Genomic DNA, 20,015 nt, shown 5'->3' with positions numbered 1-20,015 from the left:
GCCCTGTTGAGGCGTGCTTTGGCATTGGCCAACTGCCGCTTGACCTCACTCAATTCCATCATCTTTTGTTGGATTTCATGCTTAAGAGCTCTTGACTCACTACGCAGGCGACACTCTTTTTCTGCAACCATCACAAGGTAATCAAATGGCTCAATGACACATGAGCACAGTTCGCATTTTATAGTGCGGGTGTGAGCATCAAGGACAAGCGATGAATGGTTACACCTGCGCCTCGTTGGAGAGCGAACAAGTGTTAGAGAGGATTTGGCATTTTCGGGAAATTGGATCGTGTTCATCGGCTCAACTCTTTGGTAAAGGGCAGCGATGCTGCCCTATTCCGCTAATTACGCTGCTTTCAGATCTGCATTGGCTGTTACCCACGTAATGGCCCCTGCTTTGATTTGCTGCAGCGATATTCCCTGGGAGTCCAACTTATCAATTACCTCAAAGAGTTTTTCTGCTGGCTGCTCGTTGAACTCGCCGGCAAGGTACTTATTCAGCAGCTCATTTTCCGTTGTTGGCTCCGGTACCGGCGTGGAGTCAGTACCTTTGGCTTTCAGCTTTTTGAAATTGGCGGATACCTCGGCTTGCATCTGCAGTTTTTGCCGGAGGGGTAGCTTTTCCTCCTTTAGCTGCTGGATTAGATCTTTGTTTCTGCGCTGCAGTGCCAGCTTTTCTCTGATTGATAAATTCATTACTGCGCGGCCTCCAGTAGTTCAGTTATGCGATCAGAAACCAATTCCGCCAGCTGTTCGTTTTCGCTGTATGTACCCTCAGCTTCAAAGGTGTCAATCGCAGATTCGAGCAAGGCCATAAGCGCATCAGGATCTTTCTCGGAATCCAGGGCATCACGCAGCTTGGCGGCCATATCGTCACTGTTCATGGTGGCCTCACTGTTGGTTTTGGTAAGGAGTGGCTTTACAAGCTCGGCCAATTCATCGGGGAGATCATCAACTGAACCTGTGTATGTTGAGGCAAATTCCGCCGCGTCTTCTGATAGTTGCTGTTGAACAAACTCGATGGCATCACTGAACTTGGCCACTTGCTTAGGGTCGCCGCCGTTGGCATGAGAGATCACCATTTCGTTGTTGTCATTTACATATAGCGAGTAGGAATAATTGCCGTCCTTGGAATAGGCCTCAATGACTGAATCAATGAAAACTTTCGGCCACTCAGCGTCTTCTATTTCATCCTTGTTCAGGATCCATCCTTTAGGCAATTTGGCGTTGCGAATGAAAGCTTTTAGCAGTTCCCTCTTGGCTTCTATAGCCCGGGCTGGCGCTTTGCTGATCCAGTCTTTAAGGTACTCGATAGCATCAGATAGGCTTGCGCCGTTATCAATAGAAAATCCATTGCCTTGGCTAACAAAGTACCGGCCATCTTTCTCATCAGTGATTGCCATATCTGCACCGGGTAACTGCAAAGCGGTTTGATACAGTCGATCAAACTCTGATTCCAGGCTGCTATCGACAACCTCACCAGTTTTTGGTTGAGTATGAGCTGTCGGGTCATAAGGTACTTGTAGATCCAGCATCTTGTATTTAAGCAATACAGCTGTGTCTATTTCTGCGCGATAGCGGCCGATACCCGCAAACTCCTGACCATTCGCTTCTGCAGCATCTAGCACCTCTAACGCTGTTGCCGGCAAGGCCTCTTTCTCTACCCAGTCGATAAAATCGGTCTTTGGAGCAGCGGCTTTATCAAGGTCTGCAGGGATGGCGTAAATGTATAAGGTTTCTGTTTCGTCTGTGGCGGCAGGCTGTTTATTAGGGGCTGCAGCCTTCCAGTATGCATCCCAACCGTTCCGAGTTAGCACCTTTTCATCAGCGTTGACCAATATGTAAATACCTTGCAGCCTTGAGTGCTTATAGCGCTCGAGCAAATAACCATCCTCTTTAGCTGCCTTTAGTGCGGCCCTGTAACGAAAGGCGTCTTCTCGCTCCTTGTCCGCCTTGTCTTGGTCAAAGTCTGGCGCAAAGCTGGCACTCACAACCATTGTGTTTGGTTTGCCTTGGCTGAACCAAATCCTGTTGGGGTTATCACTGCTGGTGGCCGAAACCTTGATAGCAGGGTTTAGCATGCTGTTGGTTCGTATGCTGTGTAGCGGGACACTGGCAACTATTCCGCCGCCGCTACCTTCTGGTACCGAGTCTGGATCTGTTTTGCTGACAGGAGCTGTTGGGGTACCTTCGGTGTTACCTGGTTGCTTCTGTTTTTCTTCATCGGTCAACTGGCCGTTGACGCGCCGAACCACGACATTGACGCCGGTATCATCCTGCACGTTGTTGAGCTCATCGATAGACAACTCTTTACCTGGGCCACCAGCAATACTGACAGTTATTTTAGTGCCATCAGTGGCAATTGATTTTAGCTCCCAGGTTTCGCCATCAACCGAAATGGTTTCCCCTACGCCCCAATCATCGGCACGAACTGCAGCGGTACTATCCGGCGTATTTTTCTGTAGCAGCTTGAGTTTGGCTCGCAAAGCCCGGAGGCGCTTATTGGTTTTGTCGATAGCGATCTTGAATGTTTCCACTCGCTTTCTTGTGACGATTAGAGCTTCCTCTGTTGCCTCAGCATCTGAAACAACAGCATTGTATTCAGCATCTTTTTTGGCGAGCTCAGCCTGGGCCGTATCCAGTTTGTCTCTCTGGGCCTTTATTGCCGTCTGTCGGCTCTGGAAAGGCTTACTATTACGCTCCAACAGATTAGATAGCTTCAAAGTCACTTGTTTGAGTGATACGTCTATACCGCCATCTGGTGAAACTGTGTGTGTCACATCACGCTTGTTCAACAAAAAACGGAACGCGACAAGGGTATCTCCTGCTGCAATCTTTGCCGGATCTCCGCTTGGGGAGTGGAAGATAATCGACACGCTCTGGCCATCAGACACAGGGAATCGCACTGTTTGAGTTGCGTACCCTCCAGAGATCCGCGGTCGGGCAATTTCCGCTTCTTCTACTGATATTTCGGTACCTACCAACTGCCGAGCAAAGGCTCGCCTGAAAGCTTCCATGGTTCGTGCCAGGCGGTTAGTTGTTGTCACTATTGCCTCGAGCATACGCTCGGGTACCGGCGCATGATCATAGTGATATGTGGCCTCCAGCTCCTCGAGCGTCACGGACTCAAACATAAAGCCGTTGTCAGTGTGCAAAAGGTTTTCATACTCAGTGGCGGTCATTGGTGCGCCTTCTCTCGCGCCGTCCATCAAGATCTTAATCATTAAACGGTACCCCCCATGGATTCGATAGCTTCCACAATCTGGTTTTCCTCGGTCTTTAATGCGGAGAGTTGCAAGCGAAGCTTTTCAATTTCAGAATCCGCGCCGGCCTTGTCGTTTTTGAGTGTTTCCAAGCGACTTCGCTCTGAATCAATATTTCGGTTGGCCGTTACCAGCGCTTCATTCGCCTCCACCAGCTGCTGCTTAAGGGTTTTACTGGCCGGCTTAACTTTGCTTGCGTCTTTGATCGCTGCTGCAGCCTTTCGCGCCAGAGCTTTATCAAACTTCGGTTGGTTGGCCTCCATTTTTTGACAAACTTCTTTTGCGTAAGCGTCCACTGTTCGCATTGCGTTGACGGGGATAACAACAGTATTGAGTTTGGTCTGGGTTACATCCCCAGTTTCACTGACTGTGATAGTTACGCTCTGGCCATTGATAAAAATGAACTGGGCCGTTTTCTGCTTCATGCCATCCTTCCGGCCGGCACGGTTGCTGCTGACCACCTCGGCAACTTCGCTGATCCGGTTGAATGCTGTGAGCAAAGGCTTTAGTCCACCTTTTTCTGTCAAAGGCTCAAAATCCAGCGTGAAATAGCGCTGTTTGTTCTTGCTGTGTAGTTGATCCATTAGTCATTACCCCCAGGTATAACAACGTGTTGGACTGCGATTTTTTCTATCGGGAAAAGGGTATAAAGCGGATTGAGCTTGCCGGCAGTGGTGACAATTTTTACTTTGAGATCCCAATCCCCGGGGCGAACCAGATCCTCTCTAATCAGCAAAAACTCACTGTTAACGCCGGGCCGTGCAAAGTCCAGGCTTCGCGTTTTGCCGGTGATCATGGTTGAAGGGTCATGGCGATCCACCAGCGAATATCTCAATTCAGACCATTGTGGCGCCGAGCCTACCTCATACTGCAGGGCAAATCGCAACATGCCATTGTCGGCTGGGTACGGGGAGATAGAAACAATGTCTATCTCCCCGCGTTTGACAATCGCACGGTCATACATACACAGCAGGAGAACGGCGATAATCACCGCATAAGGGGATATGTCGTTGAAAAAGGTGTCAATCATTGCTTGCTACTCATGTTTAGTTTATCCGCCAGCGCTTTTCCTAAAAGCGCCGTCCAATCTTTACCCTGGCTGGCAGCCAATAGAGAGCACAGGCATGTCAGGGATTCCGGGTAGTTTTGCCACGTTCCCAAAAATAGGATCGTCATTCCCGCTACTACGGCGGAAGTGATTTCACCGGCTAAATTCAACACTATGCTGGTGGACTTGAATTTGCCTTCTCTGCTTCCCTGCAGGTAAGAGGCCAGTCCAGCCAGTATCGATAGTGCCAGCACGGTCAATATCAGCTCGGCCTCAAACACTAAAAATCCTCAGATTGTGAAATGGTATGGGTAGGATAATTGTTAGGAAGAGAAAGGCGTAAATTTGGAGGGTTTACGCCTTTGATTGAGGTTGGATTGGAGGTTAGAGGAGTCGATACTCTGCGCGTATCAGTCTGTTCGATTCAGTCACAATGCAGCCATCATTTCCGCTTGATGTGTGGTAGCCAGTGTATATCCACCACCAGGAGACATCCTGAGATAAGCCGCGGTAACTGGGGCGCTGGCTCCAAGTAGAACCGACAAGCAGCTGCGTTTCCCATTTCATCTGATATTCCAGTTTCATCAGCCAGCGTACTTCTACGTCCCTGCCAGCTTTCAAATGGTTGATAGCAGCGGTAGGCAACCTCAGCTTACTAATGCCGACGCTATCATAGAATTTGATAAATGGATTGGCAGCGAATGTCGGTTTACCGCTAACTTCGTCCCAGGTTGGCCATCGCAGGGCATAAGTTGGCTTGCTGCTAACTTCGTTCCATGTCGGCCACCTGGTAGCGTAGGTTGGCTTCCCTGACACTTCACCCCATGAGGGCCATCTGGTCGCAGTTGCAGGTATGCCTGATATTTGTGCCCAAGTGTGCGAATGATTGGCAGCCGCAGCACCGAGCCATGCTCTAACCGCTGCAGGGTCACTACAGAACCGCAAATAACTGTCGCTGGAATTGTTAATCCTGAAAGCAATAGCACCGCTGATAGTGTTTTGGTTTGCATAGTTGCTTCGGAACAATCGAGCAAACAGATCGCCAGCAGCGTCCCTTACTGCTACTGTATTAGCCGTTGCCGCGGATGAGTGAACTGTATTAGGAACGTTTGAAAGTCCGACCTCTGCTGCAGAAGGCCATCTAGTTGCATAGACTGGAACACCACTTAAGCGAGCCCAGGGGATATTCCCCGTTTCCAGTACCCCACTAGCATTGATCGTCCACTCACCAGCTGTCGTACTAATCCCATTTGGTCTTAACAGTATTTTCCCGGCAGAGCCACCACCAATAATGGTTCGCTTGTCTGTTGGGTTCAGGTACATCCCTTGTTGGTTATTCGCTGCAGCAACAAATGACAGCTGGCCAGATGACGATTGGAACGTATCAGCCTGAACAACGCCTGGCATTGTCACCATTGTGGCCGTTGCAATGATTCTTGGAGTTGCCGAGTTAGTGTTGGCATCGATATTCGCCTTGGTCGCAAAGGTCAAATACCAGGTATCACCAAGCGTACCAATGGCAAAACCGCCACCAACTGTTCTTTGACTCATCCAGGATGAAAAACCGCTCGTATTCCCCACAGTAGGTATCTTGTATGCCATCGAGGTTTTGAAACCAGTGATCCAAGATGATGGGGAAAGATGAGCGGTTACTTGCCCACTGGCAAATAGATTCTCTACGGTAACAGAGGCGTAGGCGGCACCACCTTGTTGGTAGAAGCGATAATCAGATCCAGCCCAAAGCTGTATACTTGCGCCATACACGCCTGGTTGGTGAAAACCCAGTGTTGGAACAACATTGCGGTTGCTCGTTCCACCACCTTTTACTTCTAAACCGCCGGTGTTGTAATCATTCCCTGAGCCGGTGAAAGAACCATGTTTAGCTGAAATGTTCCCGCTTACACTCAAATCACCAATAATGTCAGCACCAGCATTAAGGCTGGCTTTCCCTACGGATATGAAGGTTGATAGAGCCCTTAGTTCCTGCTGGATCCATGCTTTCTTATAAAAATAATGCCCCTCTGGCGCTGATGTTTCATAGTGTGACCAGGAAGCATTTTTCATACCTATTGAAGTTGAGCCAAAATCTGATGTGATACTGAGTATTCGGCCGGCGCCAATGCTCAGATTACCAAGGCCTATATCTTCATTTGTTGGTTTAAAGTTGGTTGAGTACCTGGTATTCCACTCGCTCCACTTGCCATTGACGTTGGCACACCAAAACTCTTTTGAACCACCAAAGTTTGAGGCTTCAATGCGCATGTAACCATCACTATGCACCTCTGTTTTGATGTAAAACCACTCGGCAGAGTTGCCCGGGGCATTCAGTAATTTCTGGCCGCGGTAGTAAGCGTTAGCCGCAGGTAGCTTGCGAAGGTCGTAGCCGTCATTTAACAGCATTGACGCGCCACCGAGGCCGTAATCACCCACCAGCATAGCGTTCTTACCGCCAGACTTAATTGGCCCTGTTACATCGATGCTGCCGCCGCGAAACGCATTAGCCCATACTTCTTTGAACCAGGCTCCAGGTTTCCCTATTGATTCTTTGGCCTCGGCCCCGGTTTTGTCTGCCGCCGGCAAAAAACCTTTTTCGGGTTGGGCTCTCGCCCAGAGTCCCAACTTTGGCCGAATTTCCCCACTGTTGATTTTTTCCCAGAACCCTTCCAGGGAAACCGATTGGCGGCGTAATAAATCTATCATTGGGGCTGTAATGGCGGTCACATCAGATGGGACATTGACCTCAGCCAAGATAATTGAGCCTGCCGGCTCGTCACCTACGTTTACAGCCACGATCTCAGCAGCTTTCACCTGACTATCGGCATTAACCTGATCTGTCTCTATATCGAGAGAATAGACAACCTTGAGACAAATAACTGATCGGCGGCCAGCAGGAACAGGGACGCTTACAGATGCTTGCTGGCGAACAGTTAGCAGGTAGCTTTCCCCTACTTCGACAGCTGCTGCGCTATCACCTGGCGATTGAATTAGTACCGCCAGGCCTTCGCCTGGAACCACATCAAAGCCATGATAGATCCCAGGGTTAATTATACCTCTGAGTTTTCTGTTAAGCGCAGATGAAGCATACGGCTCAAACGCCTGAATATCAGCGAGTAGAGCTTTATTGGCCAAGTTTGGAATGGCGCTCGAGGAGCCGGATATTCCCATGTCATCCTCCCTTAGTTGAGATTGGTTTCAATTGTGCCCGTTACCAGGTACCCACGGTCACGATTCACAACCGTTAATTGCCCCACCAGCATGGCCACGGCCTCACCCGTATCATCCAGAATGCAAGCCACGTTTACGTTTGCACCTGCCTCTGGGATTGTCTCTGCACCAGCTGGGATCTCGGTTCTCACTTTGATCTGGTGGGTATTCTCGTCATACGTGAATGATGGGCGGTTATCGATGTAGACGTTGGTTATATCTGCTTTGGTCGCAGTAAGGGGTATGGGCTTTACTTGGGCTGGATCTGTTGAAGTATCCAAGTACCCATATCCAAACTGGACAGACGTTAGTTTGAAGTTCGGTACCTGGCTGATGGATGAAACAGCCCGGCGGTCGAAGTATCGAGCCAGCAGAACACCCTTTGATGTTTTAGATTTTGTTTCCATGATGCGCCTTTCAACATTCAGAACATTGCGTGAATGGTATGTTTTCGGCACTCAAGAAAGCCAAAAAGCGGGGATTTATAGAATCTTATTTCCTAACATATTTCTAACAATGTCTTGTGTGAGCCCTATTCTGGTATGACCTTGTTCGATGGCGCCGTGATGTGGTGATTAACCTATTTTTAACAGTGTGTTGAGTGGTGAAATTCTCCTAAAAAAATAAATTGTTACGCATGATTGACGGTAAAAAAATGCGGGAATATCCTAACAGCAGCGGACGCTGTAGTTCTTATTTCATGGAGAGTAATGATGTTTACCGCAAGCCTGGTCATAACTACCTATAATTGGCCGGAGGCTCTGGAGTTGTCGCTCGAGAGCGTTCTCAAACAAACTGTATTACCCAAAGAGGTGCTTGTTGCTGATGATGGCTCGGCGGAACCAACAAGGGAGCTAATCGAGAGGCTAAAACCGCGCTTCAATGCTGCAGGTTGCCCTCTGATCCATTGCTGGCAAGAAGATAAGGGCTTTCGAGCCGCCAGGGGGCGTAATCTGGCTCTGGCCCAAGCCACTGGCGACTACATGATTTATGTTGATCAGGATATGGTCATGGAAAAACACTTTATCCAGGATCATATCGAGGTCGCTGAAAAAGGCGTTTTTGTTGCAGGGATCCGGGTAAAGATAAACGAAAAATACACTCGAAGGATGATTGAAAAGAAAGACTTTTGGCCGCGGTTGTTTGGCCCTGGCGTCAAGTTTGATCGTTCTCTGGGTACCGTGAGAAGTAAGTTCCTGCGTTGCGGCCGGCGCAGCCCGGTTGAAATAACCGGAGATAAAGTATTTGGCTGTAACATGGCATTCTGGCGAGCAGATGCAATAGCGGTTAATGGCTTCAACCATGAATTTATTGGATGGGGGCCAGAGGACAAAGAATTTTATATCAGGCTTGCAAATAGGTTCGGTACGAAACGCCGATTACTGAAACATGCCGCTGTTGCATTCCATCTACATCACCCCGAACTGTCCAGAGCACAGCTCAAAGCGAACCAGGACTTATACTGGGAAGTGGTCAACAAAAAGATCCAGTATTGCCGCCTCGGCTTGAATGAGTTTTTTGATAATAGTCACAACATACCTCAGCACATGGAAACCCTGCTTTACTTGGGAACGAAGCAAGATAAAGCAGCATAAATAAAAGCCCGGGATTACCCGGGCTTTATCTTAATCTAGCGGTCTGGCATCTAGCCGTAAACGGTCAAACCTATCTATCGGGTTCTCCGGGGACGGGTAGATATTATTTGCCAAAAATGACTCAAAAAGCTGGCTGCCGGTCGATGATAACGGGATTGGTTCTACCATAGGGGCAAACTCTGTCAGTATTGTTTGCTCGGTGAAGTACAGCCACTCTTTGGGCTCCAGTATGTCGTAATGAATGATGATCCGCTCACCGTCATAAACTATGTCCAGAGGAATAAGCGGCTTTACAACCCTGGCCACCATGGCGCTAAATTGGGCCGTTGTGAAACCGGCCTCACTGAGAGCCCCGGAACTGACCTCAATAACCCCCCTCGATGTGAGAAAGTAATCATCCAAACTCTCATTGTTGTTGTTTATATCGTCTATTGTGCGCAGAGAGTTAACAATTAACCCGTTAACATCCTTCTTTGTATAGTCCTTGCTGCCAATCGGCGTTATTTGTTTAGGCGCGTATAGAGGCATCCAGCGAACAGAGATCCCCTTAAATTCGCGGCTAATGGCATTCTGGATGGGTAGATCTGTTCTCTTGAAATGAACCTCATCAAGTTTTTGCATTACGGCCAGGGGTAAATCTGCTTGCTCTACTGCATCGCTGAAATAGAAAAATTTACCCATTTCATCAATGCGCCGGCTGAGATCATCTGGGTGCATTGTGAAATATGAGCTCATGCCGGCAATACGGTCATATACAGGCCGCACTTGCTCATCAAAAATGAGCTGAACCGCATCTGCAAACTCAGTCCAAACAGGGCTATTCTGCTTTGCCTTTGTTAACTGTCTTGATAACCAACTATCACCCGCCATCAGAGATCCTTATAGCTTAGGTTAATGACCGAGTTATCAATATCTAAGTAGATATAGTCCTCGAGCTTCGGCTCGCCAGGATACTCTGACCAATCGATTTCAAAGTCGTAAAAAATGCCTAATTCCTCAATAAGTTTGGATACGTCTTTTTTGAGGATCTTCACCGGCCTGTCTTTTGTCGGAATACGGCCATAAACGGCTCTAACTGCGTCTTTAACGGTCTTTTTAACCATTAAGAAGTCTTTATCGCCTGTGACAGCACCATCCAGCACAATGGTGAACGGGAGCTCGTTGGCCAGCACGTATTTGTAGCGCTTGTTCAGATAATTTGTGTCCCGCATCAGATCTGAAATGATGGATGATAGCTGCGACTGATCTAACTTGGATGAGAAAGCAGAGACAAACACCGTATTTATATGCTCCAGTGATCTAACTCCGCCGTCCTGTCGTTCCTGTTCCTGCTCTCCCCAGGCATTTACCCAAACCAGGTTGGCCATGTTGGATTTGATGTAATGTGCGTAATCATCATCCCAGGCCAGCTGATTATCAAAAGAGGTGATGTTTAGCGCTCCAGCCCGGGTTTCCTCAGCACTTTCTGCGGCCGCGCCGCCAACAATTGGAGTTTTGGTTGAGATAGCCAGGTTGTTGTTTAAGTGTGATGAATCACCGATGAACTCGAGCGGCTGCCGGTCAATAAGAGTGGTGTCACCGTCAGTCGTCCAGACTTTCAATGTGATAGTCGAGCCAACTGGCGGGATCATGCCATTTATGCCGTTCCCGAACCGAATGCCCAGCTGTTCAGTTGGCTTGTAAAATTCGGCATAGGCTTTAGTCCTTGCATCGGCTCGGCGGAACATAAAGCGCTTTTCCCATAGCTCAGCAGCTCCTGAGCTGGTGGATACGTATACATCAACTCGGTGAGTTATCGCTGTGACGGCGCGAGGGAGCAGTATCTCGCAGAACTTCTGTTCTTTGGTCACTGTCGATGAGAACACTCTCAATACAAGCTGTGATATTGGAACATCAACAGACTCACCGGCGGGAATCTCAACAGCTTTAGTGACAACATACTGAATTGAAGCTTTTGATATGATCGGGGCATCCCGGGGGATCGACACTAACTTGCCTGAGAAGTTTTGAACCAGGGCGGTACCCATAGACGGCATACGCTTGCGGCCTACATAACCACGATCCTCTGCAGATGCTAGAACGCTCGAGCGTTTTACTGCAGTGCTAAGAAAACACTCTTGCAAGTAGCGATAGCCGGAGAATATGGATTTAGAAACCATTTGCCCGACAAACGTTGACTGCATAGCAACAAACTGACTGCCGGCAAGCCGTTTCCATTGTGAAAACCCCGTCAGGATCCCCTCAAAAATAGACTTGTATTCGTTTGCTGTTTTCATCCTAAATATCCTTCGATAGCTCACCAGATGGCAGGCCAATGGTTATCAAAAAGCGGTCTGGTTCTACCGGGTGTGGCTCGCAAAATATCGACTGTATAACGATTTCTGGAATGTCTCTTGTTAACCCGTTAATGATGTGAAACTCGATATTGACGGCTGTATCACTGGAGTTTGTCGGCTCATGCTGAAACTGCTTCAACTCATTGCCCCAGCTCGGTAAGCCGTACACACTACCCCTTGGCGTATCCAGCCATTCAGCCACCTTATTGAGATCTGCTGCCGCACCTTGCATCACTCGAACCCCGGACTCTGACAGGCTCATCAAGTATTCAATCTCAAACTGCACTTGCTACCTCATAGATCATTGGCTTCTCGGCGTAGTCGTGTATCAGAGAAGTCGTTTGGTACTGATGGCCCTTGTGGATTGCTCGCCGCCCTATGGCCTCTTGGTGTTGTTTTTGAGTTGTTTTTGTCCAGCTTCTTATCGATGGAACGCAGCAACTTGGCCACCTCCGGATCAGCGATTACAACTGGTGCCTCATCCCGTTTTTCCTTGCCCTTCATCTGTTCTTGGTGTGATGAGTACGCGACAATTTGCTCAATATCAGGAACAGATATAGGGCTTATGTTCATATCAGCAGGCGTCACTGATGATGTGGCAATGCTAGAGTTTTGCAGCCTTAATTTCCCGTTTTCGGGAGATTTGGCGCTAGATTCATCCTCGATAACTTTTAGGACTGGTGGAGCGTTCCTGCCCCGGCCCAATTGACCGGGCGCTGGTTGATTGGATTCAAGGTTGTTAGCGCCAAAGTCGGCGGCGCCTGGATCCTCAACAGGCTTTTCCTGTGGGGTTCCTTGGGTTTTATGGGCCTCTTGTGCTTGTGTTTGCTTCGGCATTACTTCCTTGGCACTGGATGGGATCTCACCCCCGCCGAGCTTATAAACTCCCTGGGCAATATCCTCAGCGCTGATACCGATGAGCTCACTTAGGCCTCCAAAGCTCAATATGTTACCGGTGGCCATCGACATTTTCTGGCCAAAGGTCGCCTCTTGCCCTTCTTTTAAACCAAAGGCTTTAGCCTGGGCATCGTGATCCAGGTACCCGCTGACACCATCAAAGGCAGCCATAGCAACCGTTAAGGGCAGTGCCAACTTACTGAGAGCTGCGCCTCCCATTCGTAGGGCCGAACCACCAGCTTTGAGCATCCCACCACCAGCAGATAGGCCAGGCTTGGCCATGGTGCCAGCTTCCCCAAAGAAAGCCCCGGCGCCGGCAGGCATTCTTGAGAATTTACCGCCCCTGGCCATGGATGGGCGCCCTGTTCGGCCCCGGGTTCGACCTTTACCTTTTCGGCGGCCGCGCTTATCTCTATCGCCAAATGCATCAAAGGCATCGCCGAGTAAACCGCGGCCTCCTCCAGCATTGGTCAGCTTCATGTCGATAGCGTCTTTAATTTCTCCCAGGGCGCGAATTGTTTCTACATGCTCTTGTTCAGCTCCGGCGTTCCTGGCTTTCAGGACGCTAAGGCTTTCATAGTCAGTTTTGCTTGGGAGAGGCTTTAGCTTTGTTTTGAGTGCAAGTAACGGCTCGGTGATCCGTGTCTTGATAACAGATAGCCCTGATTTTGCCTCAGAGGCTTTCTTACTGGCCTGCTTGGTGGCTGTAGCCGCAATCATTGGGGTACCCCTGACCATTTCCACCATGGCCGAGCCGGCACCGCTGACTTTTTCCTTGGCGCCGACCACTTTGTTTTTGGCTGCAGCTTTGAGATCGGCGAAAGAGTTTATATCGTTCTCAGCGAACCGCTCTTTAACGTCAGCCATCATTTGCATCATTTCCTGAGCAGCGAGGAAATATGATCCACCCATGGCCACGCCGGCAACTGTTCCTGCGCTGGAATTAGGGCTTGCAAGTGACCCGATAGCACTAAATGCCGCGATTTTGGCAACACTTTTACTCACTGAGCTCAGCAGGGAGGTTTGCTGTTTCTCATCGGCTCGAGCATCTTCATTATTGGTTTTCGAGCCGGTACTTGCTGCCTCAAATTTCTTGCGCTCAGCTTTTGAGGCAAAGCGCCCGGACGAATGGCGCAACTTGCCATCGGAGCCTTTCTTGAACTGACTGAGATCATCTGGTGAGAAATTGCTAATCCCTGCTTCCCGGGCAACTGGTTTTTCGCTGGCATTGTCATTTCCAGGTTTGGCTTTGTTGGATTCTCGCCGTGCTGGTTCTGGCTGCTGGTGGAGAGGGATTTCTGTTATCTCCAGTGAGCGCTCATTTGCATTTTGGGGCTTCAAATGACTTAATTTTGGCTTGCCTTCTTCTGACAATGAAACGCGTTCATTTGTCATTTTTGAGTCAATCGGCTTGGCCTGAGTTTTTTTGCCTTCTTGGAATTGCTGTTTTTCGGCGCCAAAATCGTCATTTTTGACATTTAATTTATTTTTAGTGTCATTTTTATGTCTTTTACTGTCATTTTTTGGATAGTTGGAAGAAGGCGACCTATCGCGCCCTAAATTGACCTTGTTCCGTAAAATCTGCTCCAGCTTGCTAAATCCGGCATTCAATTCATGGATGTTATGAGCCGATGACTTTTGTATTGCCCTGGTGATCTCGGACAAGTCCAACATAGCATCAACTGAGAAATTCTCGGCTGCCAGGCTTTGAACCTGGAGCGTGTCAACTTGACCGTTAATCGGTTCTACAGCGACTTCCGAGATCGAGGCTTTCTTATCGACTGGTTCCATTCTTTTTATACCGCTCAATTAACGCTTCGTTGAGAGCCAGCCCATAACTGATAGGTGTTGAACGAACATCACCAATTGGCTGGTTTCCGTAGATAGTCAGGTTCTTAACAATGATCATTAATCCCTGTTCGCTATACCGCAGGAATAAAGTGCTGACTGTGAAAGGGGAATAGCAACCGCCGAGGCGTTGCCTGTCCCTCCGGCTTGTTTTCGCAGTAGATCACTGGAGAGTTAATAAAGACCTCGCCATCAATTACGGAACAGTTCAGGCCGTGTTTCAGGGCTTCTTTGGCGGCTTCTGTAGCAATAACCAGATCCTGGTATTCGGAAGTGCGGGACATTTTGTTAATCAGAGCCATTTTGTTTTCAAGTGCTGTATCAAAATCGCCATCTTCACCAGGTAATGAAAATGAGTGTGCCACGCTGAACACGCGCAATTTAGCGTTTTCAATACTGTGCTCTCGAGAGCCAGGCTCCAGCGTGCTCAGTATCAGTTTTTGCTGCTCCATGTGTTCCATGGCTCTGCCGTTGGGATGATGCAACATGAGCTCTTGCTCCTTGCCGGCAATGCTCAATTTCTTTTTGATGAACGGAGGGCAATTTAATGTGATCGATTCATCATCTAAATCCATTAAGTCAATATCGACAACATGCTTCTCGCCGCAATCGCTGCAGGTGTATTGAAAGGGGATCAAGGTATCAGGGCTTATGCAGACGAATACCCACCATAGCGCCGCGATCCTGTCCTGGGCCGTCCATGTGGCACTATCATTAACCTGCCCTATCTGAATCAAGTTGAGATACTGAGTCGCTGAGCGCTCGCTCAAGGCCTCATTGAGGCCTGAGAACTCTATACAATCTTCAATCGTGGGCTCACGGAATTGAACCGTTATCTTCTTGTTGCTTGGCAACATAAAAACCGGGATAGCCATGTTTTACTTTCCTTTAGAAAGCAGAGTGCTTTCTGAATGTCACTTGGAAACTGACAAATGTGCCTCGTTCATCCCTGGAGCGTACAAAGCCACCGTAACCAGTGGCCCAGACCAACCAGTCCCTGTAGAGAACTTTCTCGTCGTTATCGAGCAGTCGATACATTCTCATCTTGAATAAATACTCAGCTGGTAGGTTCACTGTGCCGTCCTCGTTGACTACCCTGGATACCAACTCTTTGAAGAAGTTTTCACAGCGGGCGTCCTCGTTGTCCCGGATTGTTAGAGTGATCTCCCCAGCTGTCTTATGAGAGGGACTGGTTACTGTGTTGCTACCAATTTGCTTTTCGTCAGCCTCAATTGTCGCGCCGCCATGCTCGATAGACTTTGCGTAAATATCAAAATCAGTAGGCGGCTTTACGCCGGGGCCGGAAAATTCCAGTAGCCACTGCCACTGATGTTGAAATTTGGTATGTACTAACTTGTTCGATAAGGATCTCAGCTGTTTAAGCATCGATTTCACCTCTTACGGATGGATTGACGCCATGGGTACAATTTCCCTGTTGGCCCTCATCGATGTTTCTAAAAGCTGCTGCTGGTTAATGCGATCTTGCCGTGTTGGCAGTCGTGAAGCGTCCATTTTCCCGCTGGTTTCAACTCGAGCTATGCGGTCGTCATTGTCCATTGCAATCAACACCTCGAGGTAATCAGCTATCAACCCAGTTACGCGATTGGGGATGTGCGATTCTGGCTTATCTGCGTAGTAAGCGAGATCGACAAAATAGCTGTAATCAAGCGGGTAGACGGCCCCGGCCGGCACATGGATTGAGTGGCCACCATCATCCGTGTCATAGACTGAAACAGGTACAAAGTCCTGATTAGCGTCTTTGCACATTGCATGTGCCAGAAAGGCGGTTGGCGCGGTCATAAGGCCACCAGCAGGAGCCTCTAAAACTGGTATGGTTTTAATGCACCCCGCCATATCTCTATACGCAGTCAATGACTGAGCCAGGTAGCTTCTTATTGCATCTTGGCCCGTCAAAAGGAGCGTAAAACGGCTGGTAACGCTTTCCACCAATTCAGATATTTTCATTAGAGGCTCCAGTCCATTAGTCGATCCAGTTGTACCGAACAGTGATTGTCGGTTTCACTATTGCGGCCTGATCCTCGGTAGAGAGCTCGATAACGTCACTACGGATCTTGCAGTCTCTGAGTAGTCTGGTCTGTTCTTGGCCAGGTTTACCGCCTGTGGATTCAGGAGTTAGGGATATTTCAATGTCCACGTACTTTTTGTTGAGAACAATGTCCCGGATGTGTTTTAGAGCAACCCCTTTGATTGTCTCCGCAACCATCAAAGTAATTTCTCCGGAGTTTTCCAAAGCCCCATGCTGAACAAACATGAGGCCCATTGGGCCATAGTCCTCTACATCGGTTCGGCCAGTTGCCGGAAGTTGTGCGGAGCGCACCAATACGCTCAGCTCGTCATAACCAATAAATTTAGTTAGGAACTCGAAAGCCAAGGCCTTTTCGCCGGCTGACTTGTTCCTGGTGTATTGGCTTTTCAAAAAGCCGATATTGCCTTTTGCGTTGTCATGTCCAGTAGCCATAAATTACTCACTTATAAAGATTTGGTACTTGAGTGCGGTTTGTCATTCGATCCATGGTTATAGAGAGCTGCGCCGTGTTCCTGGTCATATAACCTTTGGAGTCCCTTGGGGCATCCAGCTCATACGACACTTCACGGATCTGGCATTTGGGGTAGATTTGACGGCGGCCAATGTTGATAGAACACGTTTTAGGAATGGAACCAATACCTACCGTTTCAGCGAGCTCCGGCGATGCCATCTGCTCGAGATACATCAGAGCGTCCTGAACTTCCGTTTTCGCATTGCGAAACGCTTTAAAGTACACAGGGAGATTGATCTCATGTGGCCCAATCCCCTCCCATACTAAAGCCGTGTTCATCTGAGATTTTGATGTTGTTCCAGTACCCGCTTGCACAAGATCAGCGCCTTTGGATACCCCGCCACCAGCTTGGCCAACCGTGTCACCCTCAAATGGGTTTTGCCAGAAGTTGCTCAGTTGCTTACTGGCGCCCTCTCCGATATAACCAATGACCGTGATGTCGCCCTGGTTGATATAGACTTTTAAGTGATCACTCACTGAATCTTTCAATGTCATGCCGACAGTCACAGTCATTTCACTACCCCTTACAGGCCTGCAGATTTACGCTTGCGCATAGATTTTTTGCGCTTGGCTTTTGCTGCTGCAGTATTGGCCTTCAAACGGGCCTTCTTGAGGGATGCACGTTGAGCAGCGCTCAGGATCTTGCGTTTGAGCGGCTTTTTAACCCATTTCACTTCGCCGTCACGGATGACTTTTTTCTTGGCTTCGGTCATGGCTTCTGTGGCCACGCTGAACTCTGCGATAAGTTCATCATCATCCCGTTCTTCGGCTTCCAGGATGGCGGCCAGTTTCGTGTAGCAGCGTTCCGCGGCTGCATCATCACCCTCTGCCGCTTTATAGGCGGTTTCGGCGTTGATACCCAGGTAAACCATAGCCTCGGTCATTGCATAAAGAGTCTCGTTGTAGGCCTCCTCCTCCTCCTCGCTGATTTCGCCATCATCATCAATATCAGCGACACCCTGGGCCGTTAAGTCCAGATCATCAGCGGTCGGTTCACCATTGGTTGACCAGCTGAGCACGGCGGCCATGCCAGCGGCACGATTGTTAACAACGGCAGCTTGGCTTACTGCCTCGAACATTTTTTCCAACTGGTCGTCTGGAGAGAGAGTTTCGGCAGCTGAGGCCGGTTCAGGTTGTTGCTTGTCGCCGAAGATAGCCTCAAACATCTTTTCGGAGTTTTGGCGGCGCAAAAATGATTGTTGAAAGTCCATATTTTCCCCTTACTTAAACAAAACAGGTTTGCCGAGAATGCGGCGAGAAGAACCAGTTACACACACCCACCAAGTCACTTCCCAAAAGTCGATAGCCACCTGTTTGATTTCAAACACATAGGGTGCTTCGCCTTGGTCTGGATCCCGCGGTGACACCAGGGCATTTGCGGCCACGTAGCCGTCCAGAATGTCTTCCAGGCCTCGCTTGATAGCTGAGCGGGTATCCTCGTCAGGCTCGTGTTGAACCTGCTTGGCCAGGCGTGCAAAGTCGCGGCTGATAGCGTCAACCGTTGAGGTCACATGCTGGAATCGCAGATAGTCTTCTTTCACGCGAGTAGTCAGCGCATCGCCGATCATCAAAGTGCCGTTGGGGGCTAGATCGAGGCGATTGAGGCGGACTTTGTAGAGTGCTTCCAGATCTGGCTCGTCCAGGCCTTCAAATGGTTGAACCTCCTTGCGATTGATCAAGCCACGCTCTACACCTGCCGGTGAGTAGTGGTACCCGCCTACGCTGCCTTCTGCTTTAGCTACGCCCATAGCCTTTGCTTTGAAAGCAATGCCTGATAGCCCCCAGTGAGCCCTGTGGTCGCTGAAAGGATCTTTTGCGTAGTACGGGAAGAAATAGCATGCCAGGCGCTCGCTGCTGTATGCTGCGGCCTTCATGGCTTCTACTGCTCCAGACCAGTTATCAGCAGCCACATCGGCAAACATATCGATCCGGCGGTCATTGGCCACTTTGACCAGCTTTTCAATAACGGCGCTGTCAGTGATCCCCAGGGATACCACGGCCGTAAACTCAACCATGGCCGAGCTTAAAACGGCTATGCCCTTTTCCCACTCCAACTGAGTGATTTCAGTCGCGTTGCCGCTGGTGGCGCCGACAAATGGAGTTTTGCTGATACCGACAAGTGCCGATGGATCCAGTTTTTCGGACACAACGACTCGGCACTGTGCGCTTGAGCGCTCCAGAACGTCAGCAATAAACAAGCTGCGGCCATCATCATCGAGGGCGTTAATGTTCGAGGACACATGCCACTCGTTTGCGATGTACTCATTACCAACAGAGTCATTTGCGTATACCCGCAAATTGAACTCATGCTCTGCGTTTTGGATAGCCGTTAGCTCAATGCTGCGAGGGGATGTATCGCCGTCTATCGGGTAGATGGCCAACAACTCTCCTTCCTGCAGAACTGGCTTACTGTTGAATGCCAGGGCCGTTGCGCTGGTGGTGTTTTTACCTGTCTCAACATTGACGCCGGATGCAGTTAGGACGGGGTATTTAGCGGTTGGTGGCGTAATTCGCACAACATAACCGTCACCGCCCAGGAGCGCATCATTCAAACAACGCATAGACGCTGCAGGCAATCCGGCAGATGGCCGAGGTGGATTACCCAACTTTTCACGCCAGTTCGCGCCGGTTACACGGATAAGCTCAAATGGTTTACCCCGTTCAGATACAACCAAACCACAAAATACGCTGAGGCCTCCGGCGCTGGTGGTCGCAATAGTTTGAGAGGCATCGATTGGGCCTACTGCAATATCAGCGAAGTTGCCGATCGCTTGGCTAATTTTCATTGTTTAGCCTCCTCAACCTTGGTTTCCTTGGCTTTGCGAGTTTTAGCCTTTGTTGCTGTCTCATCGCTTTTCACCGCCGTATCGCTTGAGTCTGACGGTTTCTCACTTGGAGTCGCCGCTTTAATGGCTTCGGCCAGTTGTTCGCGCAGTGACTCAATTTCGCTTGCAAGTTGGCTTTTTTCGGCCAGCAGGGTCTTTGACTCGGCTTCGGCCTGCTCTTTGGCCTTTTTCAGCTCCAGAACTTCACTGGCCGGCACATACCCACCAGCAGGAGCGGCTTGTTCATCCGCGTCAGCAACACTCACTTTTAAGCCGGGTAGTGCTGTAGCGGTGATCACAATGTTGTCTGCTGTATGTCGATTGACAGAGAGAGTGGTTTTCTTTCGCATTGGGAAACGATATTCACCGATGCTGTAACTCTCATTGCTATCATTGACTACAGTCAGTTTTATTAAATTCTTCATAAAGTTATCCTTGCCGT

21 protein-coding genes are annotated in these 20,015 nt (G+C 49.2%); 1 reads left to right on the top strand and 20 read right to left on the bottom strand.

Annotation, left to right across the window (positions count from 1 at the left end):
- The 8 genes from ACF8D4_RS01105 to ACF8D4_RS01070 all read right to left on the bottom strand — a co-directional run.
- On the bottom strand, positions 1-296 hold a 296-nt coding region (locus ACF8D4_RS01105; RefSeq protein ID WP_392468228.1), incomplete at its 3' end, for a hypothetical protein.
- A gap of 48 nt (positions 297-344) precedes the next feature.
- The gene (locus ACF8D4_RS01100) at positions 345-695 is read right to left on the bottom strand and encodes a hypothetical protein (protein ID WP_208251660.1); all 351 of its coding nucleotides are present in this window, start codon (positions 693-695) and stop codon (positions 345-347) included.
- Positions 695-3,223: a hypothetical protein gene (locus tag ACF8D4_RS01095; RefSeq protein WP_392468225.1), complete on the bottom strand. Its 2,529-nt coding sequence runs from the start codon at positions 3,221-3,223 to the stop codon at positions 695-697. The genes ACF8D4_RS01100 and ACF8D4_RS01095 overlap by 1 nt, the downstream gene beginning before the upstream one ends.
- Complete coding sequence (locus tag ACF8D4_RS01090) at positions 3,223-3,846, bottom strand: hypothetical protein (protein WP_335919813.1); 624 nt, start codon at positions 3,844-3,846, stop codon at positions 3,223-3,225. The genes ACF8D4_RS01095 and ACF8D4_RS01090 overlap by 1 nt, the downstream gene beginning before the upstream one ends.
- Entirely contained in the window at positions 3,846-4,292 is a 447-nt protein-coding gene (locus ACF8D4_RS01085) for a hypothetical protein (RefSeq protein WP_208251655.1), read from the bottom strand. Before ACF8D4_RS01085 ends, ACF8D4_RS01090 begins: the two co-directional genes overlap by 1 nt.
- A complete protein-coding gene (locus ACF8D4_RS01080) occupies positions 4,289-4,591 on the bottom strand; it encodes a phage holin family protein (RefSeq protein WP_208251654.1) in 303 nt (100 codons plus the stop codon). The genes ACF8D4_RS01085 and ACF8D4_RS01080 overlap by 4 nt, the downstream gene beginning before the upstream one ends.
- Before the next feature lie 103 nt (positions 4,592-4,694).
- Positions 4,695-7,475 (bottom strand): hypothetical protein, encoded by a 2,781-nt coding sequence (locus tag ACF8D4_RS01075; RefSeq protein ID WP_392468221.1) that lies wholly within the window; start codon positions 7,473-7,475, stop codon positions 4,695-4,697.
- Positions 7,476-7,486: 11 nt separating this feature from the next.
- Positions 7,487-7,921, bottom strand: a complete 435-nt coding sequence (locus ACF8D4_RS01070; RefSeq protein WP_208251645.1) for a hypothetical protein — start codon at positions 7,919-7,921, stop codon at positions 7,487-7,489.
- 303 nt (positions 7,922-8,224) lie between these two features.
- Here ACF8D4_RS01070 and ACF8D4_RS01065 point away from each other — a divergent pair, with 303 nt between their 5' ends.
- The gene (locus ACF8D4_RS01065; RefSeq protein WP_335919811.1) at positions 8,225-9,109 is read left to right on the top strand and encodes a glycosyltransferase family 2 protein; all 885 of its coding nucleotides are present in this window, start codon (positions 8,225-8,227) and stop codon (positions 9,107-9,109) included.
- A gap of 30 nt (positions 9,110-9,139) precedes the next feature.
- Here ACF8D4_RS01065 and ACF8D4_RS01060 read toward each other — a convergent pair whose 3' ends face one another.
- From ACF8D4_RS01060 to ACF8D4_RS01005, 12 genes are all read right to left on the bottom strand, one after another.
- Positions 9,140-9,979 (bottom strand): hypothetical protein, encoded by an 840-nt coding sequence (locus ACF8D4_RS01060; RefSeq protein WP_208251641.1) that lies wholly within the window; start codon positions 9,977-9,979, stop codon positions 9,140-9,142.
- The gene (locus tag ACF8D4_RS01055) at positions 9,979-11,385 is read right to left on the bottom strand and encodes a hypothetical protein (protein WP_208251639.1); all 1,407 of its coding nucleotides are present in this window, start codon (positions 11,383-11,385) and stop codon (positions 9,979-9,981) included. Before ACF8D4_RS01055 ends, ACF8D4_RS01060 begins: the two co-directional genes overlap by 1 nt.
- Position 11,386: 1 nt before the next feature.
- Complete coding sequence (locus ACF8D4_RS01050) at positions 11,387-11,731, bottom strand: hypothetical protein (protein ID WP_208251637.1); 345 nt, start codon at positions 11,729-11,731, stop codon at positions 11,387-11,389.
- An 8-nt stretch (positions 11,732-11,739) separates the two neighbouring features.
- Positions 11,740-14,133: a hypothetical protein gene (locus ACF8D4_RS01045; protein ID WP_345868355.1), complete on the bottom strand. Its 2,394-nt coding sequence runs from the start codon at positions 14,131-14,133 to the stop codon at positions 11,740-11,742.
- Between the two features lie 131 nt (positions 14,134-14,264).
- Positions 14,265-15,065, bottom strand: a complete 801-nt coding sequence (locus ACF8D4_RS01040) for a hypothetical protein (protein WP_335919808.1) — start codon at positions 15,063-15,065, stop codon at positions 14,265-14,267.
- 13 nt (positions 15,066-15,078) lie between these two features.
- Complete coding sequence (locus ACF8D4_RS01035) at positions 15,079-15,576, bottom strand: hypothetical protein (protein ID WP_392468216.1); 498 nt, start codon at positions 15,574-15,576, stop codon at positions 15,079-15,081.
- Between the two features lie 12 nt (positions 15,577-15,588).
- On the bottom strand, positions 15,589-16,155 hold the full coding sequence (locus ACF8D4_RS01030; protein WP_208251631.1) for a hypothetical protein: 567 nt from the start codon (positions 16,153-16,155) through the stop codon (positions 15,589-15,591).
- A gap of 16 nt (positions 16,156-16,171) precedes the next feature.
- A complete protein-coding gene (locus ACF8D4_RS01025; protein ID WP_208251629.1) occupies positions 16,172-16,669 on the bottom strand; it encodes a baseplate protein in 498 nt (165 codons plus the stop codon).
- 7 nt (positions 16,670-16,676) lie between these two features.
- Complete coding sequence (locus ACF8D4_RS01020; RefSeq protein ID WP_208251627.1) at positions 16,677-17,261, bottom strand: hypothetical protein; 585 nt, start codon at positions 17,259-17,261, stop codon at positions 16,677-16,679.
- A gap of 11 nt (positions 17,262-17,272) precedes the next feature.
- A complete protein-coding gene (locus tag ACF8D4_RS01015; RefSeq protein WP_345868352.1) occupies positions 17,273-17,959 on the bottom strand; it encodes a hypothetical protein in 687 nt (228 codons plus the stop codon).
- Between the two features lie 9 nt (positions 17,960-17,968).
- Positions 17,969-19,534, bottom strand: a complete 1,566-nt coding sequence (locus ACF8D4_RS01010) for a hypothetical protein (protein WP_345870291.1) — start codon at positions 19,532-19,534, stop codon at positions 17,969-17,971.
- A complete protein-coding gene (locus ACF8D4_RS01005; protein ID WP_345868348.1) occupies positions 19,531-19,998 on the bottom strand; it encodes a hypothetical protein in 468 nt (155 codons plus the stop codon). The genes ACF8D4_RS01010 and ACF8D4_RS01005 overlap by 4 nt, the downstream gene beginning before the upstream one ends.
- Between the last annotated feature and the right edge of the window lie 17 nt (positions 19,999-20,015).

It is taken from the genome of Shewanella sp. YQ_9 (genome assembly GCF_043103185.1).
In the GTDB taxonomy this organism is placed as follows: Bacteria; Pseudomonadota; Gammaproteobacteria; order Enterobacterales; family Shewanellaceae; genus Shewanella; species Shewanella algae.
The sequence above is the reverse complement of the archived record's forward strand: the minus strand, read 5'-3'. Positions and strand labels throughout refer to the sequence as shown.